The sequence below is a fragment of the Methanothrix sp. genome, assembly GCA_029907715.1.
Taxonomy (GTDB): domain Archaea; phylum Halobacteriota; class Methanosarcinia; order Methanotrichales; family Methanotrichaceae; genus Methanothrix_B.
The window spans coordinates 125,894-148,500 of record JARYLI010000004.1 but is presented as its reverse complement, the minus strand read 5'-3'; the positions used below and the strand labels follow the sequence as shown (position 1 = coordinate 148,500).

The window sequence follows — 22,607 nt, the reverse complement described above, 5'->3', positions numbered from 1 at the left end:
CGACTCCTCCAGAACCTCCGCCAGTTCCACATCCCGACGGGTTTCAATCCTTGTTTTCCTGGAACTCGCTCTTCGACTTCGGAAATCCAAAAGACCATTACAGAAAGAGTCCGTAGGTTTCAATCCTTGTTTTCCTGGAACTCGCTCTTCGACTTGATCACCGATGAATATGGTTGTCTTCGATTATTGTTTCAATCCTTGTTTTCCTGGAACTCGCTCTTCGACCGATCTCGATGGCGACAGGTGTATCGTCTTCGCTGAGTTTCAATCCTTGTTTTCCTGGAACTCGCTCTTCGACCTCTTGCGCACACCGCAGATCCGAAAATGCCTCTTCAGTTTCAATCCTTGTTTTCCTGGAACTCGCTCTTCGACTCCGGGGAATTCTCTGAAGAGCAAGCGTGCAGAGTGTTTCAATCCTTGTTTTCCTGGAACTCGCTCTTCGACATGAGCTTATGAGTAGATATATCAGACGGAGGAAAAAGTTTCAATCCTTGTTTTCCTGGAACTCGCTCTTCGACGTAGTTCAACAGAATATTGTAGAACATACGATGTGTGTTTCAATCCTTGTTTTCCTGGAACTCGCTCTTCGACGCTGAGGTCGGGATTCCCGATGGATACAGTACTTCGTTTCAATCCTTGTTTTCCTGGAACTCGCTCTTCGACATATCGAGAAGATATATTGGATCTTCTTCATCGCGCAGTTTCAATCCTTGTTTTCCTGGAACTCGCTCTTCGACCTCGCCGTACATGGAAAACAAACCGTACGAAGAAATGTTTCAATCCTTGTTTTCCTGGAACTCGCTCTTCGACCGCCGATCAATTGAGTGATATTGCTGTAATATTTGGGTTTCAATCCTTGTTTTCCTGGAACTCGCTCTTCGACTCTCGGATCGATTGATAAATGAATATTCTGATTTTATGTTTCAATCCTTGTTTTCCTGGAACTCGCTCTTCGACCTGATGGATAAATTTCGTTGTTCCTTCGATATCCCATGTTTCAATCCTTGTTTTCCTGGAACTCGCTCTTCGACTTGGAGTCCAATCTCTTGTCTACGGCGACAACTTAGGTTTCAATCCTTGTTTTCCTGGAACTCGCTCTTCGACATAATACAGCGAATCGGGAACGCGTGACGCCTCGTGTTTCAATCCTTGTTTTCCTGGAACTCGCTCTTCGACATTGTGACCGGCTTTCCGATGTTGGACACAAAACTGGTTTCAATCCTTGTTTTCCTGGAACTCGCTCTTCGACTTTATCGCGCCGCTATCTCCATCAGGATAAAACCCAGTTTCAATCCTTGTTTTCCTGGAACTCGCTCTTCGACAATCTTCACTATTTTCCTCGCCGCGATGGAGGTGGTGTTTCAATCCTTGTTTTCCTGGAACTCGCTCTTCGACATAATCCGGTATGACGAACGAGGGTTCAAGGTTTGGTTTCAATCCTTGTTTTCCTGGAACTCGCTCTTCGACCTGCCGGGAAAGTTCTATCTGGTTGTCTTCGATTATTGTTTCAATCCTTGTTTTCCTGGAACTCGCTCTTCGACTTTATGACGATCGATCAAATCCTGGGCGCATTTAAAGTTTCAATCCTTGTTTTCCTGGAACTCGCTCTTCGACACTATTCCAGGATTCTGTTGCCTTGCTAGCAAGTCCACGTTTCAATCCTTGTTTTCCTGGAACTCGCTCTTCGACCTTCGACTTCAAAGATTCGGAACATGTCAAATTCATTCGGCACACGTTTCAATCCTTGTTTTCCTGGAACTCGCTCTTCGACATCCCTATACGGTGGATCTCACCAGATTCAGCTCCCTGTTTCAATCCTTGTTTTCCTGGAACTCGCTCTTCGACTTGGGCCCAACGGTCTCGAGGTCGGACAACCGTTCATGTTTCAATCCTTGTTTTCCTGGAACTCGCTCTTCGACAAGAGCGCAAAAACCCCGCGGGCTAAGCCGGCGGGAGGTGTTTCAATCCTTGTTTTCCTGGAACTCGCTCTTCGACCAAATAGTCATATTTACTCATCGAATCACCAATATATGTTTCAATCCTTGTTTTCCTGGAACTCGCTCTTCGACAGGTGTCGATGCACCGAGGGGATTGTGAGGAAGGTTTCAATCCTTGTTTTCCTGGAACTCGCTCTTCGACAGATCTCTGGATCACACTGATTTTTGACCAGATATGTTTCAATCCTTGTTTTCCTGGAACTCGCTCTTCGACAACAGATTCGAGTCGAGTTTAAGACATCTGATGTATAGTTTCAATCCTTGTTTTCCTGGAACTCGCTCTTCGACGGCGGAATGGTTGAATCAAACGAAAACGGAGACGCGGTTTCAATCCTTGTTTTCCTGGAACTCGCTCTTCGACACTAACGTGGACGGGCTCATAAGGAGTACACAGACGTTTCAATCCTTGTTTTCCTGGAACTCGCTCTTCGACCGATTAACCGTGGTTACAATGTGTGCTCGGTAGAAGGTTTCAATCCTTGTTTTCCTGGAACTCGCTCTTCGACAACATACGATGTGTTGGAATGGTCTTATAATGTCCGTTTCAATCCTTGTTTTCCTGGAACTCGCTCTTCGACCTCAAATTGGCGTAAAATAATTGAGGATGTTGGGGGTTTCAATCCTTGTTTTCCTGGAACTCGCTCTTCGACAATGTATCCATATCCTTCGAACCTGATGTCATTAGATTGTTTCAATCCTTGTTTTCCTGGAACTCGCTCTTCGACGTTATTCAAAAAAATCGCGGAGTTGTATAGATCAAGTTTCAATCCTTGTTTTCCTGGAACTCGCTCTTCGACTCGGGAAAACTGTTGATGATACCTTCTTCAATTTCGTGTTTCAATCCTTGTTTTCCTGGAACTCGCTCTTCGACTTGGTGGAAAGTTTCAGAGCTGGGCGGAATGGTTGAATGTTTCAATCCTTGTTTTCCTGGAACTCGCTCTTCGACTTGACAATCACCGCGCCCATCTCTTGAGCTTTCAAAGTTTCAATCCTTGTTTTCCTGGAACTCGCTCTTCGACAGCGGCGATTTTTCGTTCTTTTTGGCAGATCTCCCCTTGGAGATCTCCTTTTCGAGGGGGTCTCTGGCATGAGTGGAATTTATCGAACCCTTTATAAATTCATTCCTCTCTGTAACTCCATCTCCGCAATTATCAAGCTTTCTTCGCCTGCCCTCCAGAGCCCCCACAGCCCCAAAGCCCCTTGAGACAGACTTCCCCAGACCCATCAGATCCGGAATGTGAAAGTTCGTCAGGAACTCGCATTTTATGCCGGTGACCATTACACCCTTCAAGATGCAGATCTCATCCCTCACCCTGCCAAGCTCAAGACGTATCTGCTCATCCACCGTGTATCCAAGACCTTTCGCAGCAGAGAGTATGTTCCCAACCAGGATCTTCCTCAGAATCTCTTTCCTCTCATACCAGGAAGCTGCATCCGCATAGCGCATGTAGTTCTCCTGGTTGAGGGCAAGCCAGGGAGTGACAAACCTGTACGCATGAAGCTCTCCAGCACACCCAAACCTCTCCCTCCGCAGGCATATATGCCGCTCAACAACAGAATAGCTCCGATCCCCAAGCCGGATCTCGCCGAACTTATCGTATACATCCCTGAGAACATCCGCGCCCTCGTTTATCCCCAGGATGACCGGAACACCCCGGATTATCTTGTACTGTATGAGCGGATACCTGTAGATCAGTCTGTCAGTGAAATGATGATGCAGAAGCATCTGATCATTGAAGCTCGTGGCAAAGAAGCCGCGCAGCTTCGCAGCATCCTCCTTAACATGCGAATCAGAGCGCAGTCTCAGCCGCAGAATCCTTAGATCCATAGCACCTCAGATTATCATAGATCCCTCGCCAGCATCCTCCACCCTGAAGCCGGTCTCTGGATCGTAGTAGTGAGGGAGTTCGTCCATCGATATGTAGCCAGTGCCCTGATTCTCCACGACAAGATCCGCAGCGAGTCTCCTCGGAAGGGAGATCATGTAATCGCTCAGTGCGTTTCTAAGTCTCAGGTATCTCCTTCTCCTCTCCCAGAGATCCCTCTCGGATCTGAGATCTCTGTAAGCCTGCCAGACATCAGAGGCCCTCTCATCCGTCTCCACAAAAACATCCACCCTGGGCTCATCCTCCTCTATCAGCCTGAAGCTCTCCCCGAGATCTCCAAACTTCAGGCCTGATAGCATGCTCATGCACCTCCTGGAGGTCTCATCGCTCATGCCGCTCCTCACCACCCTGAAGTACCTGCTGTTCAGCTCGAGTATCTCCCTTTCCTCTATGCATTCTCCGCACGACCTCAATATGTCAAGTGTTTTTGAGATAAGAAAACCATCGTAGATGTACCTGCACAGCTCCCTCCGCTCATCCCTGAGGATGACAACTGAGACCCGCCCCCTGCCCTTCGAGAGGTTCCTGTTGCACCTCCCCGCGACCTGATTTATCGAGTCGAGGGGCGCGAGATCCCTGAACACGATATCAGCGTCGATATCAACACCCGCCTCTATGAGCTGCGTGCTCACTGTGATCTTCCTGCGCCCTCCCCGCTCATCTCTGATCCTGCGTATGCGATCCCTTCTATCCCTGGGAACGACATGCGTGGAGAGGTAAAATAGCTCTGTATCCCTCAGATCAAGCGCTTTTATGGCGCTGTACACATTCCTGGCTGAGCGGATGGTGTTGAGCACGATGAGAAAATCCTTCTCCGGGTTATTGTGAATCTCCCCCTCCAGAAGAGCCTCAAATTCCTCCAGGCTCATGGGAGCATCGATCATGGGGCGCAGCTCAACCCTGTTGAGCGCTCTGAAGTACCGCTCCTTATCGCTCACAGCCTCCCTGATCTCGCCGCTCTCCTCAGAGAAGATCAGCGGCTGGGTCGCGGTGACGAGTATCAGATAGCTGTTGAACTTCTCGCAGAGCATTTTCAGAGAATCATGCAGAAGATGCCAGTACCTGTGGGGCACAGCCTGAACTTCATCCATTATTATTATTGAATTTGCAATCCTGTTGAACTTGCGAAGCCTTCTGTTTCTGTTTGAGAATATCGTGTGGAAGAGCTGCCAGAACGTCGTAACCACGATCTCAGAGTTCCATCCCTCCATCAGCAGAAGGCTCACGTCAGACTCGAATTCCTCATCCCCTTTTGTGTATGTGATGTCGGAGAGATGATGGTGCTTCAGAAGCACGCTTGAGTCAGCCCTGATGCCCGCGCTTTCCAGCACATCCTCGAAGACATCGCATGTCTGATCGATTATGCTGAGAAACGGCAGAGCGTATACTATCCTGGGCATGACCCCACGTTCGTTCATCAGCCTTCTCCTGAGCCGCAGCGCCATCGCCAGGGATGTCAGCGTCTTGCCTGTACCTGTGGGCACGTTCAGCGATATTATCCTCTCATTGAGGTCCCATCCTGAGATCCGGCTGACTGCATCATGGTATATCTCGTTCCTCATTCCATTGATGCCATCTCTCCTCTCGGAGAACCCGCGCGCCTCCCTGTACCTGTCCACAAGATCCGGAGGAATATTCACCCTGCCCAGATCCACGCCCTCCAGCCCTGCATCTGTCTTGTCCGCATCCAGAAGCGCGGAGTACAGGAGCTGGGCCACGAAGTATGGCAGAACATCATTTCTCCTGCCGAGATTCCTGACAAACGGCTTCTCACCCCTCAAATCCTTCAGAGCATCTCTGAGGATGTGGTCCAAAAGAGAATCAAGATCTATCTCAACCACACCGCCGAGAAGGGCGTTGAATATCTGCGCGCATTCGTTTCTGTCAAGACTGGAGACCTGCTCCTCGATCACAGATAGGACCCTCTCCCTCTCAGCGTAGATCGCCGAGATCTCATCCAGCGCGTTCGTCAGATCCCCGTGATGGCGCCTCACCGCGATGAATGAGACCAGGGGAAGTGCGCCGGACGTCTCGCATCCTCTCTTCCTCAGATGCTCCCTGACAATTGCGTACGTGAAGAGCGATGAGAGAAGACCATGCTTCGTGACATCTCTCGATCTCAGAGCCCGCCTCCTTTTCTCATCAGTCTCCCTCAGGTACTCCTGGAAGAAGCCCGTCGCCTTTCCGAGATCGTGTGTCGCTCCGATGATGTATGCGACATTCTTCAGAATCTCCGCATCATCGAGGTTCCGCGCGCTCTCAGCCACTGTCCTCCTGCACATCTCCCCGACGTTTCTGAGGTGATCCACCAGAAGCTTATCGGGATGAGATCTGAGTTTAAATGAAAACGACCCTCTCCCCATTATCCAGCTCCCACGCATCTCTTGTTCTGGCCCTGATGCTCCCTCCGTTCCTCTCGTAGAGCACCTCACTGTAATCCGTGACCTCCCGTCCCTCTCCAATCACGCAGGGCATGATCTCTGAGAAATACTCCCTGCCCTCCTCAAACTCCGGCGACTCCAGAAGAGATTTCAGAGGCACAACGCTGTTTATCTCCTGTAATCCATCACCGCATCTCCTCAACCCCAGCTCGCCGACGAATTTGAAGTTGCATACTAGCTGGCTCAGGCCCAGGCATGGTGTGTACACACATCTGTGATCCTCCAGCATATCCCTGAGATCCCGTGAGAAGCGATCGTCAGAATGGCTGAGATATATTCTGAACCTGGGATCCTTCAGAAACTCAAACCTGACCTGCGTCCTGTTATGGATCCTGTGCATGCTCCTCTTTGTGTCGATCAGGTTCTCGCCAACGCGCACCTTCTTCACAGGCTCCAGGATCCTGCAACCGATGCTTGCTTTATCCCTGGAAAAGTACCTGAAGTAACTCTCCTTGCTGAGCCCTGCTATGGCCCCGATGATTCCCGATATCGCTGTCCTTGGAGGAAAAGAGTACGTGAGGGGAGAGCTGGTTGTGTAGATCTTCCTGAAGTGCGCGTAATCCCCCCACACATCGAAGACCAGTACGCTATCCCGCATCGAGAACCTCTAGAACGCAATCGGATTTACCGCTATGCCAGTTGCTTCGTTCAGCTTCTCCATGGAGAACTCGGCGCCGTCCCTGACAAACCTGAGCTGCCTGTCGAAGCAGATCTCAAGATCCCTGATTGAGTCCTTCTCAGCTTTGAGCCTGCTCACAAGCGCTGAGACATCGAGACAGAAATCCTCGGGCCCTCTGATCGCCTCGTGCTGCACATCCGATACCAGCTTTATCATCCTGTCCAGATCCCCGATGTGGTAGTTCGCCTTGCTGTAGTTGACCTTGAGCAGCAGCCTGGGCACCTGTCCTGCCTTCGTTCTCGATATCAAGCTCTTCGTCCCGTTCCACATGCCCTCGAGGAGCAGCCTCACATCCTCCTCTGTGAGAGCAGTGTGCTTCGCAGCATTCTCGTTTATTATGCCGTAGAAGAGTATCAGTGAGTAGGGGAGAACATACTCCTCGCGGAACGTCGCCTGCGTCATGCCCTCCTTCGAGGCGAATGCTCCTGTGCCCTTTATGTGCTTCAGGGCCACCCTGTGGAGCGAGCGCCCCATCTTGAACTGAACAGGTCCTGTATAGGTAATCGAATCCCCTTTGGATGATCCCTCACCCTCATCTTTTTGCTTGTTCTGTCTCCGTTTCTCCAGCGGAATCACACCGCCGAACAGCCTCACGTCGATGCACTCACTCAGAATCCTCTCCTGATCTTCCCCGAAATCCTTGGCCCTCCTCTTGGCGTCCTGGATGTACCCGTTCTCCTTATCGTAGACTATCTCCCTCACGAATATCTCGAGCCCTTTGAAATTGTGGAGATAATCTCTTATCGTCCTCTTGAGACGCACATCGGTTACCAGGTTCACCCCTGTCTCCTCATCCATGCGCGGTTTGTTCTCGTCCATCGGATCTCCATTCGGATTCCCATCTCTTATATCGTAGATGAACAGCAGCTCAGATCTGTTCGAGACTGTGCTCATGCTGTTTCCTCCGTCTTTTCCTTCTCTTTATCCACCCTGAAGAGCTCGTGCAGGTTCATACCGAGCACGAAGTAGAAGCTCAGCTCATCATCTGTCTCCTTCCACCCGCGGCCCGAAAGAACGAAATGCTCCGCTATGATCGCCTCGAGCTCCCTGTAGTAGTTCTTCTCATACTCCTCAAGCTTGTTCTGTATCTCCGGAAGAAGCCTCTTGATCAGGGCCTCGTTCATCTTGAGCCCATGCAGCTTTGTGTAGAACGGCTTTGCATTCTTCTCCATCCACTGGATGTTCAGCAGCTTCTGCACAAGCACGCCTTCCAGAAACGTTGCCTTCTTCGCATCGCTGTCAAAGAACTCCCTGTTCGCCTCGAAGAACCTCTCAACCCTCTTATCCAGAGGAAGTGCCTCGAGCTCCTCTCTTTTGAGAACAATTCCTGACATTCTGTCTACCTCAAGATCCTTCAGAAGATTCAGCTCCTTCAGATAATGAAGAAGCATGAATCCGTTGAGCGTGTTCATCAGCGTGGATCGCCCATGCACGAAATCATCTCTGATTCTCTTCATCATGAATGAGATCAGAAGATGGCGATCCACATACCTCCCCACGAATATCCTGTTGACAATCTCCAGAAACATCTTGTCGTGTGTAACGTTTCCTGACTCCCTGGGGAAGAACCGCCTCAGAACGCCAAAATCAAATATAAGCCTGCCTTTGTCTTCGGATAGCACCATCTCATTGTATATCCCGAAGGCACATTCAACCCTCTCCTTGGCCTCGAACAGCCTTCTCAACCTGGATGGGAGAATGCCATCGATGTGAAGGAGTATCCTGTAAGCGGAGTTATCCTTTTTATAAAACATCAGGCTGTTGCTGAATAAGTCCTTCTGATCCTTCACCATATCCAGGATCTCATCCTCGTCGTCGGTTATGCGGTTCCTGGTCTTCCGGCTCATCTTCAGTTCTTTCTTCATACCACTCAGAATATCCAGGATCTCCTGGTAGTCATCGCCGATTATGAGCTTGGGTATGAGAAGGTACCTGAAGCCGTAGAAGCTGAAGTCAAGGCTCTCCTCAATGTACTTCTTTCCCGCATCGAGATTTATCGCACAGTTTAAGCAGACGGGCGTGTTCTTCCATGCATCAGACTGCCTGAACCCGCCTGCTATGAATCCGGGCTTGTCGAATGTGTGGAACGGCCAGGGGATGGCGTATGCGTAAACCTCATCCTTTTGCTCCTTGCAGACAGAGCAGAGCGCATCCGTTCCTCTGGACTCGCCGCCGTATTTACGGAAGAACCGATCGCAGCTATTTTTGAGGAGAACGTTTCTGAACGCCGGATAATCCGCCAGGTATTTAAGATCACCATCCTTCACAAATCCAAGGGTTATTATGCAGTTCTCTCTCTGTTTGAGATGAGATCGCTTCTCCTGTAGCTCCTTAAAGATTTTATCTTTGTTTGAGAATAACACATTCTTTATATTTTTCAGCGTGGCTCTTTCTTCCCCGCTTAGATCTGAAGAATCAATGCCATCAAACCATCTCAGAAATTTTTTCTCGAATGTTTTCTTGATATTCTTTGCGATCTTGCATGTCGGGGTGGCATCGGTGGCATTCCCCTTCTTCCCCTTGTACAGGTATCTTCTGTAATCCTTGAGCTCCTCCAGCTCCACCCCTCTGTAGGAGAAATCTCCATCCTTCTCCTCGAGTGTGACAACAAGAGCATGGTTGTAACCGCCATTGAGATTTGGATTCTCCACAATGTAATACAGGATATCCTCACAACCGCTCTGAGCATGCTCACCAATTCTTTGCTTACCAATTCTTGCTACTGCCTCGATCACACGGATCACCATGCATCAATCACATATGTTTCTGTACGTGCAGTCCACGCACCTGGCCTTCTGTTTCGTCCCTTCCGGATAGTAACCGTACTGAACTGTTCTAAGTATCTCATTTACTATCTCAAGAGCAGCATGATAATCCTTTCGCCGGAAAATCACCTCCTCCACATGGTGGTCGCTGCGAGTATAGCATATGAATCCCCGATTCACAGGGGCTCCAAAATGTTCCATTATTAGCAGCCCGTAAAGAGCGAGCTGGTATTTGTGTGTTCTGTGAACCACATCGTTGTACTCCGCATACTTGTAATCCATCGGGGCAGCTGTCCCGTCATCCAGAAAGAGAACCTCATCCACCTCCCCCTTTATCCGGTACCTGTGGGATGTCATATAAACAGCGACCTCCTTTCTCACGCACCTGAGCCTCTTTCTCACGTAGCTGGTGTTGACCTTCTCCCGGCTCTCGTGAAGTTCCCTGCCCCTCAGAACCTTGTAGTACCTCTCCTCCCTCTGTGGGATGTTGAGACAGTGCATGAAGAATATGAACCTGGGGCAGAAGAGGTATTCGATCACATCTGAGACTGTTATGAGCACATCCTGATCGAGCGATTCCTCGATACCATCCGCCTCCTAGAAGAACTTGGTCACAGTCATTCCGCTTACTAGCTCTCTATCAAACCCGGTCCCGATCAGCTTTATCTTATCGAAGCAGTCCTCGCACATCGGAAACACATAAACCGAGTCGGTGTCCTCTATGACAGACTCGCACTCGAGGGCCAGAGAATCTGACTCGTTCCGGTTCAGATCTCCGAGAAATGCGCTCTTCTGAACGCGGTACAAACCGTAGTTCTTGCATATCTTAGCGACCCTGCTTCTCGTCCTGTCATCCGATATATCGTATATCACCCAGACAAGCATCATCCCCCTCCACGGGGCAGGTATCACACCCTGACTCAATGACATTGAGATCATCTGCATCTGTGCTCTCTTCCACAGCACCTCTGATGAGATGGTTTGCTATCCTGTGGCATTCCATCTGGATGGTGTTCCTGATCTTGACATTGCGGCCCCGGTACTCCACGGTCTCGTCCAGCGCTTTGTTGATCATATCGATCAGAGCCGCTCGCCCCTCTCTGCTCAGAACGACCCCCTGCTTGACGGGCTCGAAGAACTCATCCCTGACCATCCGCCTGGTGAACATGTGCACAACAGGCTCATCGATATGGATCCTGAACATCTCTATTATATCGAAAACGAGGGATCTCTTGTTGTATGAGTCTGTATGCAGGAACCCTGCATATGGATCAAGCCCCGCGATTATGCATGCCTTCTCCACAATCGAGTAGAGCATGCCATAGCCGTAGTTCAGCATCGCATTGAACTCATCCCTTGCCGGATCCCTGCTCCTTCCCGTGAATTTGTACTTCTCAGGCATGATCAGAGATATCGCTCCGAAGTATGCCCTGGATGCCCTCCCCTCCAGACCGAGAATATCCTGTCTTCTCGATTCGACGGTGCCGCGAAGCCTGCGCATCTCCTCGAGAGAGCTCGAGATCTCCTCGATGTACCTTGTCAGTTCATCATTTCTCTCGCTCCGTGATTTTTTAAGCCTCTTTAGAAACTCTATCTGGTTCTCAAGTTTGCGGGCACACCATTCCCTTACAAGGGCCAGCGCCTCTGGCCTTCCGTATATTTCAAGCTGCCGTCTCCTGATCAGGGTTGTGCTTCCCAGCTTCGGGTGCCAGATCCTCGCGTAAGGATCGCCCTTCGAGTCGAGAAATACTATATCTATATTATTATCTATCGCAAGCTTGATCGCGTCCGTTGTTATGTATGCAGCCGTGGCAATCAGAATGCTGCTGATCTTCTTGGCTGCAATCTCCAGGCATCTGTCCTCTCTCTTTACGACAAAACACTCACCGCTCTTACGTATGTACGATCCGTATGAGTTGACAACGAGCTGCATCCAGATCGATCCTGTGTATAAATTAATTTTTAAATTATTTTTATCTACTTAACACATGCCTCTCAAATATGAGGCCCTCTGTGAGCATTTTCACATCATAAATCTTCATAACATTTAAGAAAACATCTCAAATATCTATAAATCTTTTTCTCTTTGACTCCTCTCTGGAGGCTTCGATGATGAACGCCCCTGCGACAAAAGACGATGTATTTGAGGCGATAGACAAGCATAACGTGAGATTTGTCAGGATATGGTTTACCGATATCCTGGGCATCCCGAAGAGCTTTGCCATCAACACCAACCAGCTTGATGGTGCATTCTCTGAGGGTATGGGTTTCGATGGTTCCTCTGTGAGGGGGTTTGCCAGGATATACGAGTCAGACCTGATCGCCAAGCCTGACCCATCGACCTTCAGAATCGTCCCGTGGCGCCAGCAGGATAACGCTGTGGCGAGGATGTTCTGTGACATTCTGAATCCAGATGGCACTCCCTACGAGGGCGATCCGAGATATGTTCTTAAGAGAAACCTCTCCCGTCTCAGGGAGAAGGGCTACAAGTTCATGGTCGGACCTGAGCTGGAGTTCTTCTACTTCAAGAACGATTGCTCGACCGAGATACTCGACACCGGCGGCTATTTCGATCTCACAACTCTGGATGTCGCATCCGATCTCAGGAGAGATACAATCCTGGCGCTGGACGCGATGGGCATCGATGTCGAGTACAGCCATCACGAGGTCGCGCCATCACAGCATGAGATCGATTTGAGGTATGCTGATGCACTGACAATGGCTGACAACGTGATAACATACAAGATAACAGTCAAGGAGATCGCAAGAAAGCACGGATGCTATGCGACATTCATGCCGAAGCCGATCTTCGGGGTGAACGGAAGCGGGATGCATGTCCACCAGTCGCTCTTCCAGGGGAAGAGGAACGTGATGTTCGACGCAGCTGATGAATATCATCTCTCAGACGAGGCAAAGTGCTACATCGCAGGCCTGCTCAGGCACGCGCCTGAGATAACAGCGGTGACCAACCAGTGGGTCAACTCCTACAAGAGGCTTGTGCCCGGATACGAGGCGCCGGTCTACATCAGCTGGGCGAGGAGGAACAGGTCCGCGCTCGTCAGGGTCCCGATGTACAAGCCTGGCAAGGAGGCGGCCACAAGGATCGAGTACAGGAGCCCGGATCCTGCAGCGAATCCATACCTTGCATTCTCGGTGATGCTCGTCGCCGGCCTCGCGGGCATCGCAAACAAGTACGAGCTCCCACCGCCCCAGGAGCGCGATATATACCACATGAGCGAGGAGGAGAGGAGAGCTGCTGGCATAAACTCCCTTCCTGGAAGCCTCAACGAGGCCATCCAGCTCGCTGAGCGGAGCTACATCGTCCGTGAGGCTCTGGGCGATCACGTCTTCGAGAACTTCATTGCGATCAAGAAGGCGGAGTGGGACGAGTACCGGACAACTGTGAGCCGGTGGGAGCTGGAGAGGTACCTGCCTCTCCTCTAAATATATTTATGTGCTTTACCCTGCGTGCCGGGTCTGGAAATCCTCTTCTTATCCTCTTCTTCAACCACCCCCATCACTTCTCATCGGCTTAGGCGCTCGGCTCAGGAAAATCAGCAACCCTCTGGGTGCTAGCGAACATGCTCAATAAGTTGAGCTAAATTGCCCTCCTGACGATTTCTGGATGAACGACTTTGTCATAGAGCGGATGGACGAGCGTGCTTCACTTGATCAGTAACTCAAGCACTCTCACGATATTGAGTGCTAGCAGGTCCTCTCATCTTTTCGTTCGACTGACAGTGCGGTTTTGTGCAGCTTCGTGGAACGGAATCAAATCACAGACCTTGAGGGGGAATGATTGATATACTGTGAGCGAATCTACCACGCTACGGCGTGGCAGCTCACGCTGTATCAAATCATCAGGGTAGTAACATGGCATTCTGGCAACCCAAGTTGGAGCTCATGGAGAGGTCTGAGCTGGAGGAACTCCAGCTCCGCCGGCTGAGAAAGACCGTGGAGCAGGTTTACAGGAACGTCCCATTCTATCACAGAAAGATGACAGAGATGGGCATCACACCACATGATATAAACAGCTTGAGGGATATCGAGAAGCTTCCCATGACACGCAAGACGGACCTGAGGGATAACTATCCGTTCGGGCTCTTCGCGGTTCCAAGAGAGGAGATCGTGAGGGTGCATGCGTCCTCAGGGACCACAGGAAAGCCCACAGTCGTAGGATACACAAAGAACGATATAGAGACCTGGTCTGACCTGATGGCCAGGGACTTCGTCATGGTCGGCGTGACCAGGAACGACATATTCCAGAACGCTGTGAACTACGGTTTCTTCACAGGCGGGCTCGGCGTGCACTACGGCATAGAGCGGATGGGCGCGATGGCGGTCCCGTCCGGCACAGGCAACACCGAGAGGCAGCTCGAGATCATGGCGGATTTTGGGGTGACAGTGATACACTGCACGCCCTCGTATGCCCTATACCTGGCAGAGACAGCGAAGGCGAAGGGCATGATGGACAGATTGAAGCTCAGGATAGGCTGCTTCGGGGCAGAGCCCTGGTCGGATGAGGCGCGCCAGGAGCTTGAGGAGGCGTTCGGCATAAAGGCCTATGACTCGTACGGGCTCTCAGAGATGTTCGGGCCGGGCGTCGCCTTCGAGTGTCAGGAGCAGAACGGGCTGCACATCTGGGAGGATCATTTCCTTGTGGAGATTCTGGACAGCGATGGAAACCCCTGCGCCCCAGGCGAGCGCGGCGAGCTTGTGCTCACATCCCTGACCAAGGAGGCCATGCCGCTGATAAGGTACAGGACGGGGGATGTGACGTATCTCCTGGAGGACGGCTGCAGCTGCGGGCGCACGAGCCGGAAGCTTCACAGGTTTCTGGGGAGAGCGGACGATATGCTCGTCGTGAGGGGCATAAACGTCTTCCCGAGCCAGATAGAGGATGTGCTTCTCTCGATACCCGAGATAGGGGATTACTTCCAGGTGATAGTCGACAGAAAGCATCACGGTCTGGATGAGATCACGATCCAGGTCGAGATGAAGGACGAGGCATTCACAGGGGAGCTCGCAGATCTGGCGCGTCTCCAGAAGAAGGTCGAGGAGAGGCTCAAGGCTGTGCTCAACATCCGGAGCAAGGTGGAGCTCGTCGAGAAGGGGACGATCCCGAGAACAGCTGGAAAATCGAAGAAGGTGGTGGACCTCAGAAAGATCTGAAACACATCACATCATATTTTAACGGGAATCCGGCCTGTCACACTCCTGTTCGCGGCCAGTGTGCCGGCATCAGAACGCGCGTTTGTGGTGAACCCTCCGGCGAGGAGTTCTGAGTCATATCGACTTCGGTATCTCTGTGAGAAGCGCGTATATCACAAAGCCTATCATGCCGATCAGGAAAATCCCTGTGATCGATACCTTCCCGATCATCATGAACTCCTCCCTCGTCGGCTTCCTTGCGAGCTTCAGGACACGTATGTACTCGCCCAGGTCCATCGATGGTGCCTCGATGCCGATATCATCGAGCATATCTGTGAGATCGCTCTTTGTGTCCCTGCGCTTCTTCTCAGCCGTCTTCTCAGATCTGCCAACACCCAGCTTCCCCTTCAGCTGGTCCATCTTCGTCTCTGCTGCCTTCATTCCCTGTGGCGAACGCAGCACGATCTAAAAAAGGTTTCGGAGGCGAGCACGAGCTCTCCGGCAGAATGGATTTAGGGCAGCAGACCGCTTCTCGATCCTGATCATCCCCCCTGATCACACCAAAGCCGTACCGCAGGATTCATTACTGATACGGTCGCACAGCCCGAACATGAGGGCATCCCGATCAGCTGCCATGCTGCTCATCGTGCTTTCAGCGATCACCCTCTCGCAGAGCGCATCACCTGAGCCTGTGGTCAGGGATCTCGGCCCCTTCCGGGTATCCTTCGATCTGAACACGAGCATTCCATACACGGTTGTCGTTGATGAGCCTGTGAGGAGCATCCTGAAGGGCAGAAGCTACATCACATACGGTCTCGGTGTGAAGGGCGAGGACAGCTCCATATGGATATTTGTCACAGACTACGGCAAGATCCTGGAGGTACCGCCTGACAACGACTGGAAGCTTGTTAACGATTTCCTCACAGAGCAGGGATGCAGCCGCATAAACATCACTGAGACCGTGATCGATGGGACCGTGGGAGCTCTCGGAGGCGGGGTCCTTCCATCGGACAGGATAATATTCTGCGCGAGCTACGCGCCTGAGGGCGTCTTCGTCCAGGGGAAGCATCTTGTCACAACGAACTGCAGGTTTTACTCTACATTCCCGGCGGACGAGACCGTGAGCCTGCTTGAGAGCATACATGTGGAGAGGAGGGTCTAACGCCGGAGGAGAGGCAGCTTAAGATGCATGCTGCACAGACCGGATATTCTCATGATGCAGCAGCCTCGTATTTTTTAAAGCGCAAAGCTGCGGACAGCGTGCCTTCACAGCTGTGCAGTATTTGCTCAATATCGTGAGCGTACTTGAGTTACTGATCAAGTGAGGCCCTATCATCTAGTCGTTTATACAGAAATCCGCCAAGAGGGCAATTTACCTCACATATTGAGCATGTTCGCTGTGCACAAAACAAATGATACCTGCAAAACATTTAATTTGTTCTGATGTTCAGTTTGTAATGCATGTCTGCATCCGTCGACAGGCGCATCCTGGTTGTGGCCTCTGCGTTTGCGTTTCTCATAGCATCACATCTGGTGCTTATAACAGCATTTCGAGATGCTGATGCATTTCTTCTCATGGAGGACAGTCTATTTGTGATGGCATCTGCCATCGCGACCATTTGCCTCCTCCATGCATTCAAACGCTCCACGGGCAGGGCCAGGACCGCCTGGATGGCGATGTTTATCGCGATGAGCTTCAACACAGCAGGAGAACTCGCATGGCTTGTGATTGAGGTATTCCTAAAGACAGAACCTTTCCCGTCAATTGCTGATATCGGATACCTGGCGTTCTACCCGTTCTTTGCAGCTGGCATCTTCCTCCTTCCCTCTGTGCCGCTGTCAGCAAACGAGAGGTCCAGGCTGCTGCTGGACGAATGCATAGCTCTGATCTCATCTCTTCTGATCCTCTGGATCTACATCCTGCCAGAGCTGTATGAGGATGATCCTTTGGCCACGTTCGTATCGATCGCCTATGTGCTCATGGACCTTCTGCTGATCATCGCGCTGATGGACATACTCTTCCGAGAGCATGCGACACCAGAGGACTGGCCAGCACTCCTTCTGGTTCTGGGAATGGGCGTCATGATAATAACAGATCTGGGCTATGCCTATCAGGAGATTCAGGGTACATACATCTCAGGGAGCCTGGTCGACACCGGCTGGCTTGCAGCATACATGCTCATGGGCATCGCTCCTCTGCTCTGGGTTCGTCCTCCTTCATGGAGCCCAGTCAGCCTCAAGAGGATCTCTTACTACGTCCCTGTCGTATGGCTCGGCCTTGCGCTCATACTCGCGCTCATCAGGGGACATGGCTCAGTAGCGAATGCAGCAGCTCTGGCAGCATCCATATCCGGCATAATCGGCCTGATGCTGCTGCGTGAGAGGCAGTCCGTGAGGGCGATGGGCGATATGCTCGCAGACCTTCGGGAGGAGGCTGAGCGGCGGGCCGCCGCGGAGAAGAACCTCGCGGAGACCAAAAACCTCCTGGAGAGCATACTTACACAGGCGCAGTGCGGCATCCTTGTAGTCGATGCTGATGGAAAAATACTCTTCAGCAACGATATGGCCAGGCGGATGGTGGGAAAGAGCCCCGGCGAGTCTGTTGGGCTGAGATCCTACAAACAGGAGGGTGGGACTGAGTGGGATCTCTGCATCTCAAGGGCTCTCAGGGGTGCGATCACAGAGTGCAGAGAGGCGCGCGTGGTCGTTGATGGCAGCCCATCTGATATCCTGCTCGAATCAGCGCCCCTGAGGGACAGCTCCGGAGAGATCGTTGGCGCGGTGGTCTCTTTCATGGACATCACCGAGAGGAAGCGGCTGGAGGATGAGCTCAGGAGGCACACAACAGAGCTCGAGAGGATTGTTGAGGAGAGAACAAGGGAGATCGAGAGGAAGAACGCGGAGATGGAGAGGTTCGTCTACACAGTTTCTCATGATCTCAGATCACCTCTGATAACGATACTCGGATTTCTCGGTTACCTCAGGGAGGATCTCAGGGCGGGCCAGAGCGATAAGGTCGAGAGCGACATACGGTTCATAGAGAACTCCGTGCTCAAAATGGACAGGCTCCTCACCAACACCCTGGAGCTGAGCCGGGTTGGGAGGGTGATCAACCCGCCAGAGGATGTCCCGTTCTCTGATATCGTGAAGGAAGTGCTCTCAGAGATGAACGCGAAGCTCAACGGCGTTGATGTCGTCATTGGAGAGGATATGCCTGTCGTGCACGTCGACAGGATGCGTGTGGGGGAGATGCTCGCGAACCTGATAGATAACAGCATAAAGTACACAAAGAATGCGGACCGTCCGAGGATAGAGATAGGGTGGCGGCCTGAGAACGCGGTCTTCTTCGTGAAAGATAACGGCACCGGCATAGACCCGATGTACCATGACAGGGTCTTCGAGCTATTCTACAAGATAGACCGCAGCACCCCAGGCACCGGAGCAGGCCTCGCGATAGCAAAGAAGATCGTCGAGGTTCATGGCGGCAGGATCTGGATAGAGTCCGAGGTCGGGAAGGGCTGCACCGTGTGCTTCACGCTCCCGGTCAGGCGCGAGAAATCCTATGCGAAATCCTGAGCGCCGGATATGACGTCTTGAAACGTCTTGATGTCGCTCCGAAATCTCACGCTACCGCATGAGATCGAGCAGCTCCTCGGCCGCTTTTCTGGGGTTGCTGCTCTCGTACACGGATCTGCCCACGATCGCGTAATCCGCGCCCGCTTCGATCGCATCCCTGAGCGAGCCGCCCTGCGCCCCCACCCCAGGGGAGATTACCGTGAGGCCCCCCGCGATTCTTTTGAGCGTTCTTATCCGCTCAGGCCTGGTGGCAGGCGCCACTATTCCCGATGCCCCAACGTCCAGAGCGAGCATGGCCAGCCGCTCAGCGACCGCAGCCATGAACTCCAGCGCTCCCGGATGGCTCATCTCAGTCACCGCGTACAGCTCTCCATCATACCTCCTGGCCACATCCACGCAGGCCTCCAGGCTGTCCCTTCCTGTGAAAGCGTGCGCTATGACTCCCTGAGCGCCCGCGTTGAAGAGGCGATTACATATCAGATGGTTTGTGTTCGGGATATCCGCGATTTTTAGGTCTGCGATGATGGGCGCGATGCTGGATAGATCCTTTATGACAGAGAGTCCTGCTGAGAGTATCAGTGGATAACCCACCTTGATCGCATCGAAGATCCCTTCTGTCTCTGAGGCTATGCTGTGCGCCTTATCCACTGACCCCACGTCCAGCGCGAGGATTAGTCTGCTGTTCTTCCTCATGATACCCTCCAGGGCGTGTTGTGAAGAAGCTCTTGAGGCAACCGACACAACCTGTCTGATCTCTTTCAGCTATTCGTGCGATGGCACCGGGATGTCAGCACTGTTTACATTCCGTTCAGTATTCTTTCAGCAGCCTCTCTCAGGTCTCCCACGACCTCAGGGCCGCTTCTGTTACCCTTTCTGTCCAGGAAGAGGGCGTCCAGGCCGGCCTCGATTGGAGCCTCGTAGTCGTAAACGTAGTGATCCCCGATGTGTAGCACCTCCAGAGGCTTTCTTCCAAGAGCCCTGCAGACCAGGATGTATGAGCGGGGTGATTTCTTAACATCCCTGAAATCGGATGTCACGGAGAATATCCTGCTGAACCTGTCCATCAGCCCGTCCAGCTCCATCTCGATGAACTCCCTCGCTGCATTGGATGTCACTACGAGCTCATAGCCTGAATCTTTCAGAGAATCTAGGACCTCCTCCACCTCGGGGTATATCTCTATCTCGGATCTGTGCATCTCGAGGAGCTCGTGCTTATCGATGTTGAGATCGAACTTCTCCAGCCAGTAACCGAGGTCATACCACTCGAGCCTGTCGCTTCCGATCTTTAAATACTCCCCGATGACGATCTCCTTTGCATTGTCCAGCTCCACGCCGTGCCGCTCCGCGTAAAGCTCCGGAATCCCCTCCATCCACACCCTGTCAACGTACCTCGGGCTCACCAGGGTTCCGTCCATATCGAAGGATATCACTTCTGGCATCTCTCTTACCTGCGATCTCTTATCCGCGCATATCTCTGCAGTGGTACAATCTGACGGTGACTCTTTATAAACAAATCGCGAGCATCCCATCACCTGATATGATGGGCTGCAGTGGCCAGTCTGCCAAAGCATGCGGATAAGGTGCTGGTAGTGGGATCAAATCGCAGAATGGCATTTTGGGAACCGGTATTCATTGACACAAACGATCACGAATCCCGCGTGATCATGCTGTTGGTCTCACTGATACCAGCAGCGACTCAAGTACTGTAATGCTATTGAAGTTGCTATCGCAATATGACCTTCTATAGATCGCCATACCTGCTTTGGGCCTTAGACACATCGCTCTTATGTATTCAGCAACTTGAAGGATATCCATGCGTCATCGGTTAAGATCGACATGTGTAGAATTGGACTTAATAGTCTTATCTCGCCTCAGTACTGCTATCAGGACTCAAGTCCACAGGCGGTCGATTTGAATCAAACTCCCCACCATGGGGAGATCTCAATTTGTCAAATTTATAGTCCTTTGCGTCACTTCATGTAAATCCATTTAAAATCTACTGGATATGTCATACTTCATAGATGATTTTATGTGAAATGCTATATTATAGCAACTTATGCGGAATACTATAATGATCAATATATCTACATAAAATCCTCAACTGATGACCAATGGAAGGATATCCAGGCCGGTTGCTGAATGCACTCATTCGCTCGCCACGAGCGCACAGCGTGACTGGTGCCTCTTCGGGCAGGTTATCAGATGGATAAGATCGATTTTATTTTGTTATGGAAAATATGATGTGGTATGGTGGAAGTAAAATATGGCAGATGTGTTGTATGTGTTGGTGACCCAACCAAAAGATCCGACAGTTCTCTGGGGTTGAGCAGAACCGTTCTACCCAACAAGATGCTGCAGCTCGCGAAGCGATGCCGTCCTCCACATTGTTGTGGGGCTGCGGAGCGTGAGCGCACCGATGCCCGAAACTATAAATGAGATGCAGGCGACTCGAAGTTCATGAATCGTATTGGGGAGATCTTTGCGAAGCGATTTGAGCACTGGAACCTTCGCATTCCAGAAGAGGATCTCGATAAGAGACGCAGTGGTTTCATTCATGATAAGGGGTGGCTGATCCAGTACTGCTTTGGTGAGGACGAGGCTGGGGAGTACATGGATTACTACGCGACACACAGGATGACCGGTGACGTGCACACCCGCATCCGGGCTGATGGCAGTGTCGAGAGTTTGCCAGCTCTCTTGAGCATGCGTCCGTGCAGTGAAGACCCCGATGAGGACAGGCGACTCGAAGAGGAATATTACAGACGCAACAGAGAGGTCGCAAGAATGCTGGTGGAGAAGGGTTTCGATAAGTTCACTATCAACATGATCCTATCAGCCGGTCTCATCGAATAAAACGGTGCGCGGGGGACATATCGCAATGAATCCGCGTTTGACGGACATAGTAAAGGGCATTGCGATCGGCGATGCGCTGGGATCGACAGGCGAATTCATGGGCAGACAGGAGGTCATCAGGGTTTACAGCGAGGCGAGAGCGAGTGGCATCAACTGGCCGTTCGCACAGTACGGTTCGAGGATACATGGTCTAAAGCCGGGTCAGTGGACTGATGACACAGATATGGCGATATGCATGGTGAAGGCGGGCATAGATCCAGAGAAGATTGCAGCGAGCTTTGTCGATTGGATGCTATCTGGGCCAAAGGACATCGGAATCACGATCCGGAAGGCGCTTGAGATCAAGCGTCTCCACCCTGAAGGGCCGTACTGGTTCGGAGGGTATCAGGTCTACCGGATGCATCCACACTTCGAGGCAAACGGGTCTCTCATGCGCAACGGCGTGGTCGCTGGAATGGTGGACTCGCTGGAGGACGCATACAGGCTCAGTCTGCAGCATGGCATGATAACGCACTATCATCCGATGCCGCAGATATGCTGCCTCGCTCAGGATTACGTCATGTGGTCGCTGATGCATGACAGCTTCTCCTGGGACTCATGGCTGCACGATTTCTCGAGCACCCTGTATGAAGATATACGTGATATTTCATACGATCCGGCTGTAAAGAAATGGATGGATGTCTGTGGCTCTGATATCGATAAATCGCTGAGGAGGTTCGTGGAGAGCTGGCAGCATCCGGCTGCGTTTGATCCGTTTCGGCAGGATCTGAGCAACGGTGGCGGGCACTGTCTGATGTCGTTCAGGATCGCCATGTGGGGGCTTTATTATGCGATACATGACGACACATTCAAAGGACCGCAGGAGATCCCTGAGTGCGTGTTTGATGCGGAGGGATCCGATCGGATAGGCTGGATCGCAATGCTCGGTCACGACTCGGATACATACTGTGCGATCGCGGGCGCTATGATGGCAGCCGCTGGTTTGAGGTTCTCGGAGGAGCTCGCGAGATACGCCAACAAAACCATTAAAGGCGATACGCTCTTATGTATTCACCTGCCTGCAGCGCATAGCCGGACCGGTGCCTCTGCGGACAAGTTCTCAGATGGATAAGAGCGATCGAGAATATGTGGCAACATTACGCCGGAGGGTGCATAGCGCATTACATTTGCGAAGCACCCATATGCCTTACATGGGTCATTTTATCATATCCGATGCAATACATAGATGATAAAATAAGTGCATAGAGTGGGGTCAAACA

At 51.6% G+C, this 22,607-nt stretch carries 16 protein-coding genes, 1 pseudogene and 1 CRISPR repeat array; of the genes and pseudogenes, 6 read left to right on the top strand and 11 right to left on the bottom strand.

Annotated elements, in window-relative coordinates; all coding sequences use genetic code 11:
- Nucleotides 1-40 precede the first annotated feature (40 nt).
- Nucleotides 41-3,016: a CRISPR direct-repeat array (repeat unit 37 nt; unit sequence GTTTCAATCCTTGTTTTCCTGGAACTCGCTCTTCGAC).
- A 173-nt stretch (nt 3,017-3,189) separates the two neighbouring features.
- The 8 genes and pseudogenes from QHG98_04540 to cas1 form a co-directional block, all read right to left on the bottom strand.
- A pseudogene (locus QHG98_04540) lies at nt 3,190-3,825 on the bottom strand (CRISPR-associated endonuclease Cas6).
- A 6-nt stretch (nt 3,826-3,831) separates the two neighbouring features.
- The gene (cas3, locus tag QHG98_04535) at nt 3,832-6,192 is read right to left on the bottom strand and encodes a CRISPR-associated helicase Cas3' (protein ID MDH7596999.1); all 2,361 of its coding nucleotides are present in this window, start codon (nt 6,190-6,192) and stop codon (nt 3,832-3,834) included.
- A gap of 28 nt (nt 6,193-6,220) precedes the next feature.
- Nucleotides 6,221-6,922, bottom strand: coding sequence for a type I-B CRISPR-associated protein Cas5b (gene cas5b, locus QHG98_04530; GenBank protein ID MDH7596998.1), 702 nt, complete (start codon nt 6,920-6,922; stop codon nt 6,221-6,223).
- Between the two features lie 9 nt (nt 6,923-6,931).
- Nucleotides 6,932-7,897 carry a type I-B CRISPR-associated protein Cas7/Csh2 gene (gene cas7b / locus QHG98_04525; protein ID MDH7596997.1) on the bottom strand — a complete coding sequence of 322 codons (966 nt, stop codon included), beginning with the start codon at nt 7,895-7,897 and terminating at the stop codon, nt 6,932-6,934.
- The gene (locus QHG98_04520) at nt 7,894-9,750 is read right to left on the bottom strand and encodes a TIGR02556 family CRISPR-associated protein (protein MDH7596996.1); all 1,857 of its coding nucleotides are present in this window, start codon (nt 9,748-9,750) and stop codon (nt 7,894-7,896) included. The genes cas7b and QHG98_04520 overlap by 4 nt, the downstream gene beginning before the upstream one ends.
- A gap of 3 nt (nt 9,751-9,753) precedes the next feature.
- The gene (cas4, locus tag QHG98_04515; GenBank protein MDH7596995.1) at nt 9,754-10,329 is read right to left on the bottom strand and encodes a CRISPR-associated protein Cas4; all 576 of its coding nucleotides are present in this window, start codon (nt 10,327-10,329) and stop codon (nt 9,754-9,756) included.
- Nucleotides 10,330-10,365: 36 nt separating this feature from the next.
- A complete protein-coding gene (gene cas2, locus QHG98_04510; protein MDH7596994.1) occupies nt 10,366-10,656 on the bottom strand; it encodes a CRISPR-associated endonuclease Cas2 in 291 nt (96 codons plus the stop codon).
- Complete coding sequence (gene cas1 / locus QHG98_04505) at nt 10,619-11,701, bottom strand: CRISPR-associated endonuclease Cas1 (protein MDH7596993.1); 1,083 nt, start codon at nt 11,699-11,701, stop codon at nt 10,619-10,621. Before cas1 ends, cas2 begins: the two co-directional genes overlap by 38 nt.
- A 176-nt stretch (nt 11,702-11,877) precedes the next feature.
- On the opposite strand from cas1, the gene QHG98_04500 reads away from it, so the two are divergent.
- Nucleotides 11,878-13,212 carry a glutamine synthetase family protein gene (locus QHG98_04500; GenBank protein ID MDH7596992.1) on the top strand — a complete coding sequence of 445 codons (1,335 nt, stop codon included), beginning with the start codon at nt 11,878-11,880 and terminating at the stop codon, nt 13,210-13,212.
- A 459-nt stretch (nt 13,213-13,671) separates the two neighbouring features.
- A complete protein-coding gene (locus QHG98_04495; protein MDH7596991.1) occupies nt 13,672-14,940 on the top strand; it encodes a phenylacetate--CoA ligase in 1,269 nt (422 codons plus the stop codon).
- 114 nt (nt 14,941-15,054) lie between these two features.
- Here QHG98_04495 and QHG98_04490 read toward each other — a convergent pair whose 3' ends face one another.
- Nucleotides 15,055-15,360, bottom strand: coding sequence for a protein translocase SEC61 complex subunit gamma (locus QHG98_04490; protein MDH7596990.1), 306 nt, complete (start codon nt 15,358-15,360; stop codon nt 15,055-15,057).
- 169 nt (nt 15,361-15,529) lie between these two features.
- Here QHG98_04490 and QHG98_04485 point away from each other — a divergent pair, with 169 nt between their 5' ends.
- On the top strand, nt 15,530-16,081 hold the full coding sequence (locus QHG98_04485) for a hypothetical protein (GenBank protein MDH7596989.1): 552 nt from the start codon (nt 15,530-15,532) through the stop codon (nt 16,079-16,081).
- A 299-nt stretch (nt 16,082-16,380) separates the two neighbouring features.
- The gene (locus tag QHG98_04480; protein ID MDH7596988.1) at nt 16,381-18,495 is read left to right on the top strand and encodes an ATP-binding protein; all 2,115 of its coding nucleotides are present in this window, start codon (nt 16,381-16,383) and stop codon (nt 18,493-18,495) included.
- A gap of 51 nt (nt 18,496-18,546) precedes the next feature.
- Here QHG98_04480 and pyrF read toward each other — a convergent pair whose 3' ends face one another.
- The gene (gene pyrF / locus QHG98_04475; protein ID MDH7596987.1) at nt 18,547-19,188 is read right to left on the bottom strand and encodes an orotidine-5'-phosphate decarboxylase; all 642 of its coding nucleotides are present in this window, start codon (nt 19,186-19,188) and stop codon (nt 18,547-18,549) included.
- Between the two features lie 104 nt (nt 19,189-19,292).
- Complete coding sequence (locus tag QHG98_04470; protein MDH7596986.1) at nt 19,293-19,934, bottom strand: HAD family hydrolase; 642 nt, start codon at nt 19,932-19,934, stop codon at nt 19,293-19,295.
- 1,018 nt (nt 19,935-20,952) lie between these two features.
- Between QHG98_04470 and QHG98_04465 the strand changes: the two genes are divergently transcribed.
- Together QHG98_04465 and QHG98_04460 are read left to right on the top strand one after the other, a co-directional pair.
- Nucleotides 20,953-21,348 (top strand): hypothetical protein, encoded by a 396-nt coding sequence (locus tag QHG98_04465; protein MDH7596985.1) that lies wholly within the window; start codon nt 20,953-20,955, stop codon nt 21,346-21,348.
- 25 nt (nt 21,349-21,373) lie between these two features.
- Nucleotides 21,374-22,459, top strand: a complete 1,086-nt coding sequence (locus tag QHG98_04460; protein MDH7596984.1) for an ADP-ribosylglycohydrolase family protein — start codon at nt 21,374-21,376, stop codon at nt 22,457-22,459.
- Nucleotides 22,460-22,607 lie beyond the last annotated feature (148 nt).

What these genes read in the sequence shown, in the direction of transcription:
- cas5b (MDH7596998.1), bottom strand. Translation starts at nt 6,922, where the DNA reads ATGCGGGATAGCGTACTGGTCTTCGATGTGTGGGGGGATTACGCGCAC.
- cas7b (MDH7596997.1), bottom strand. Translation starts at nt 7,897, where the DNA reads ATGAGCACAGTCTCGAACAGATCTGAGCTGCTGTTCATCTACGATATA.
- QHG98_04520 (MDH7596996.1), bottom strand. Translation starts at nt 9,750, where the DNA reads ATGGTGATCCGTGTGATCGAGGCAGTAGCAAGAATTGGTAAGCAAAGA.
- cas2 (MDH7596994.1), bottom strand. Translation starts at nt 10,656, where the DNA reads ATGATGCTTGTCTGGGTGATATACGATATATCGGATGACAGGACGAGA.
- cas1 (MDH7596993.1), bottom strand. Translation starts at nt 11,701, where the DNA reads ATGCAGCTCGTTGTCAACTCATACGGATCGTACATACGTAAGAGCGGT.
- QHG98_04500 (MDH7596992.1), top strand. Translation starts at nt 11,878, where the DNA reads ATGATGAACGCCCCTGCGACAAAAGACGATGTATTTGAGGCGATAGAC.
- QHG98_04495 (MDH7596991.1), top strand. Translation starts at nt 13,672, where the DNA reads ATGGAGAGGTCTGAGCTGGAGGAACTCCAGCTCCGCCGGCTGAGAAAG.
- QHG98_04490 (MDH7596990.1), bottom strand. Translation starts at nt 15,360, where the DNA reads ATGAAGGCAGCAGAGACGAAGATGGACCAGCTGAAGGGGAAGCTGGGT.
- QHG98_04485 (MDH7596989.1), top strand. Translation starts at nt 15,530, where the DNA reads ATGAGGGCATCCCGATCAGCTGCCATGCTGCTCATCGTGCTTTCAGCG.
- QHG98_04480 (MDH7596988.1), top strand. Translation starts at nt 16,381, where the DNA reads ATGTCTGCATCCGTCGACAGGCGCATCCTGGTTGTGGCCTCTGCGTTT.
- pyrF (MDH7596987.1), bottom strand. Translation starts at nt 19,188, where the DNA reads ATGAGGAAGAACAGCAGACTAATCCTCGCGCTGGACGTGGGGTCAGTG.
- QHG98_04470 (MDH7596986.1), bottom strand. Translation starts at nt 19,934, where the DNA reads ATGCCAGAAGTGATATCCTTCGATATGGACGGAACCCTGGTGAGCCCG.
- QHG98_04465 (MDH7596985.1), top strand. Translation starts at nt 20,953, where the DNA reads ATGAATCGTATTGGGGAGATCTTTGCGAAGCGATTTGAGCACTGGAAC.
- QHG98_04460 (MDH7596984.1), top strand. Translation starts at nt 21,374, where the DNA reads ATGAATCCGCGTTTGACGGACATAGTAAAGGGCATTGCGATCGGCGAT.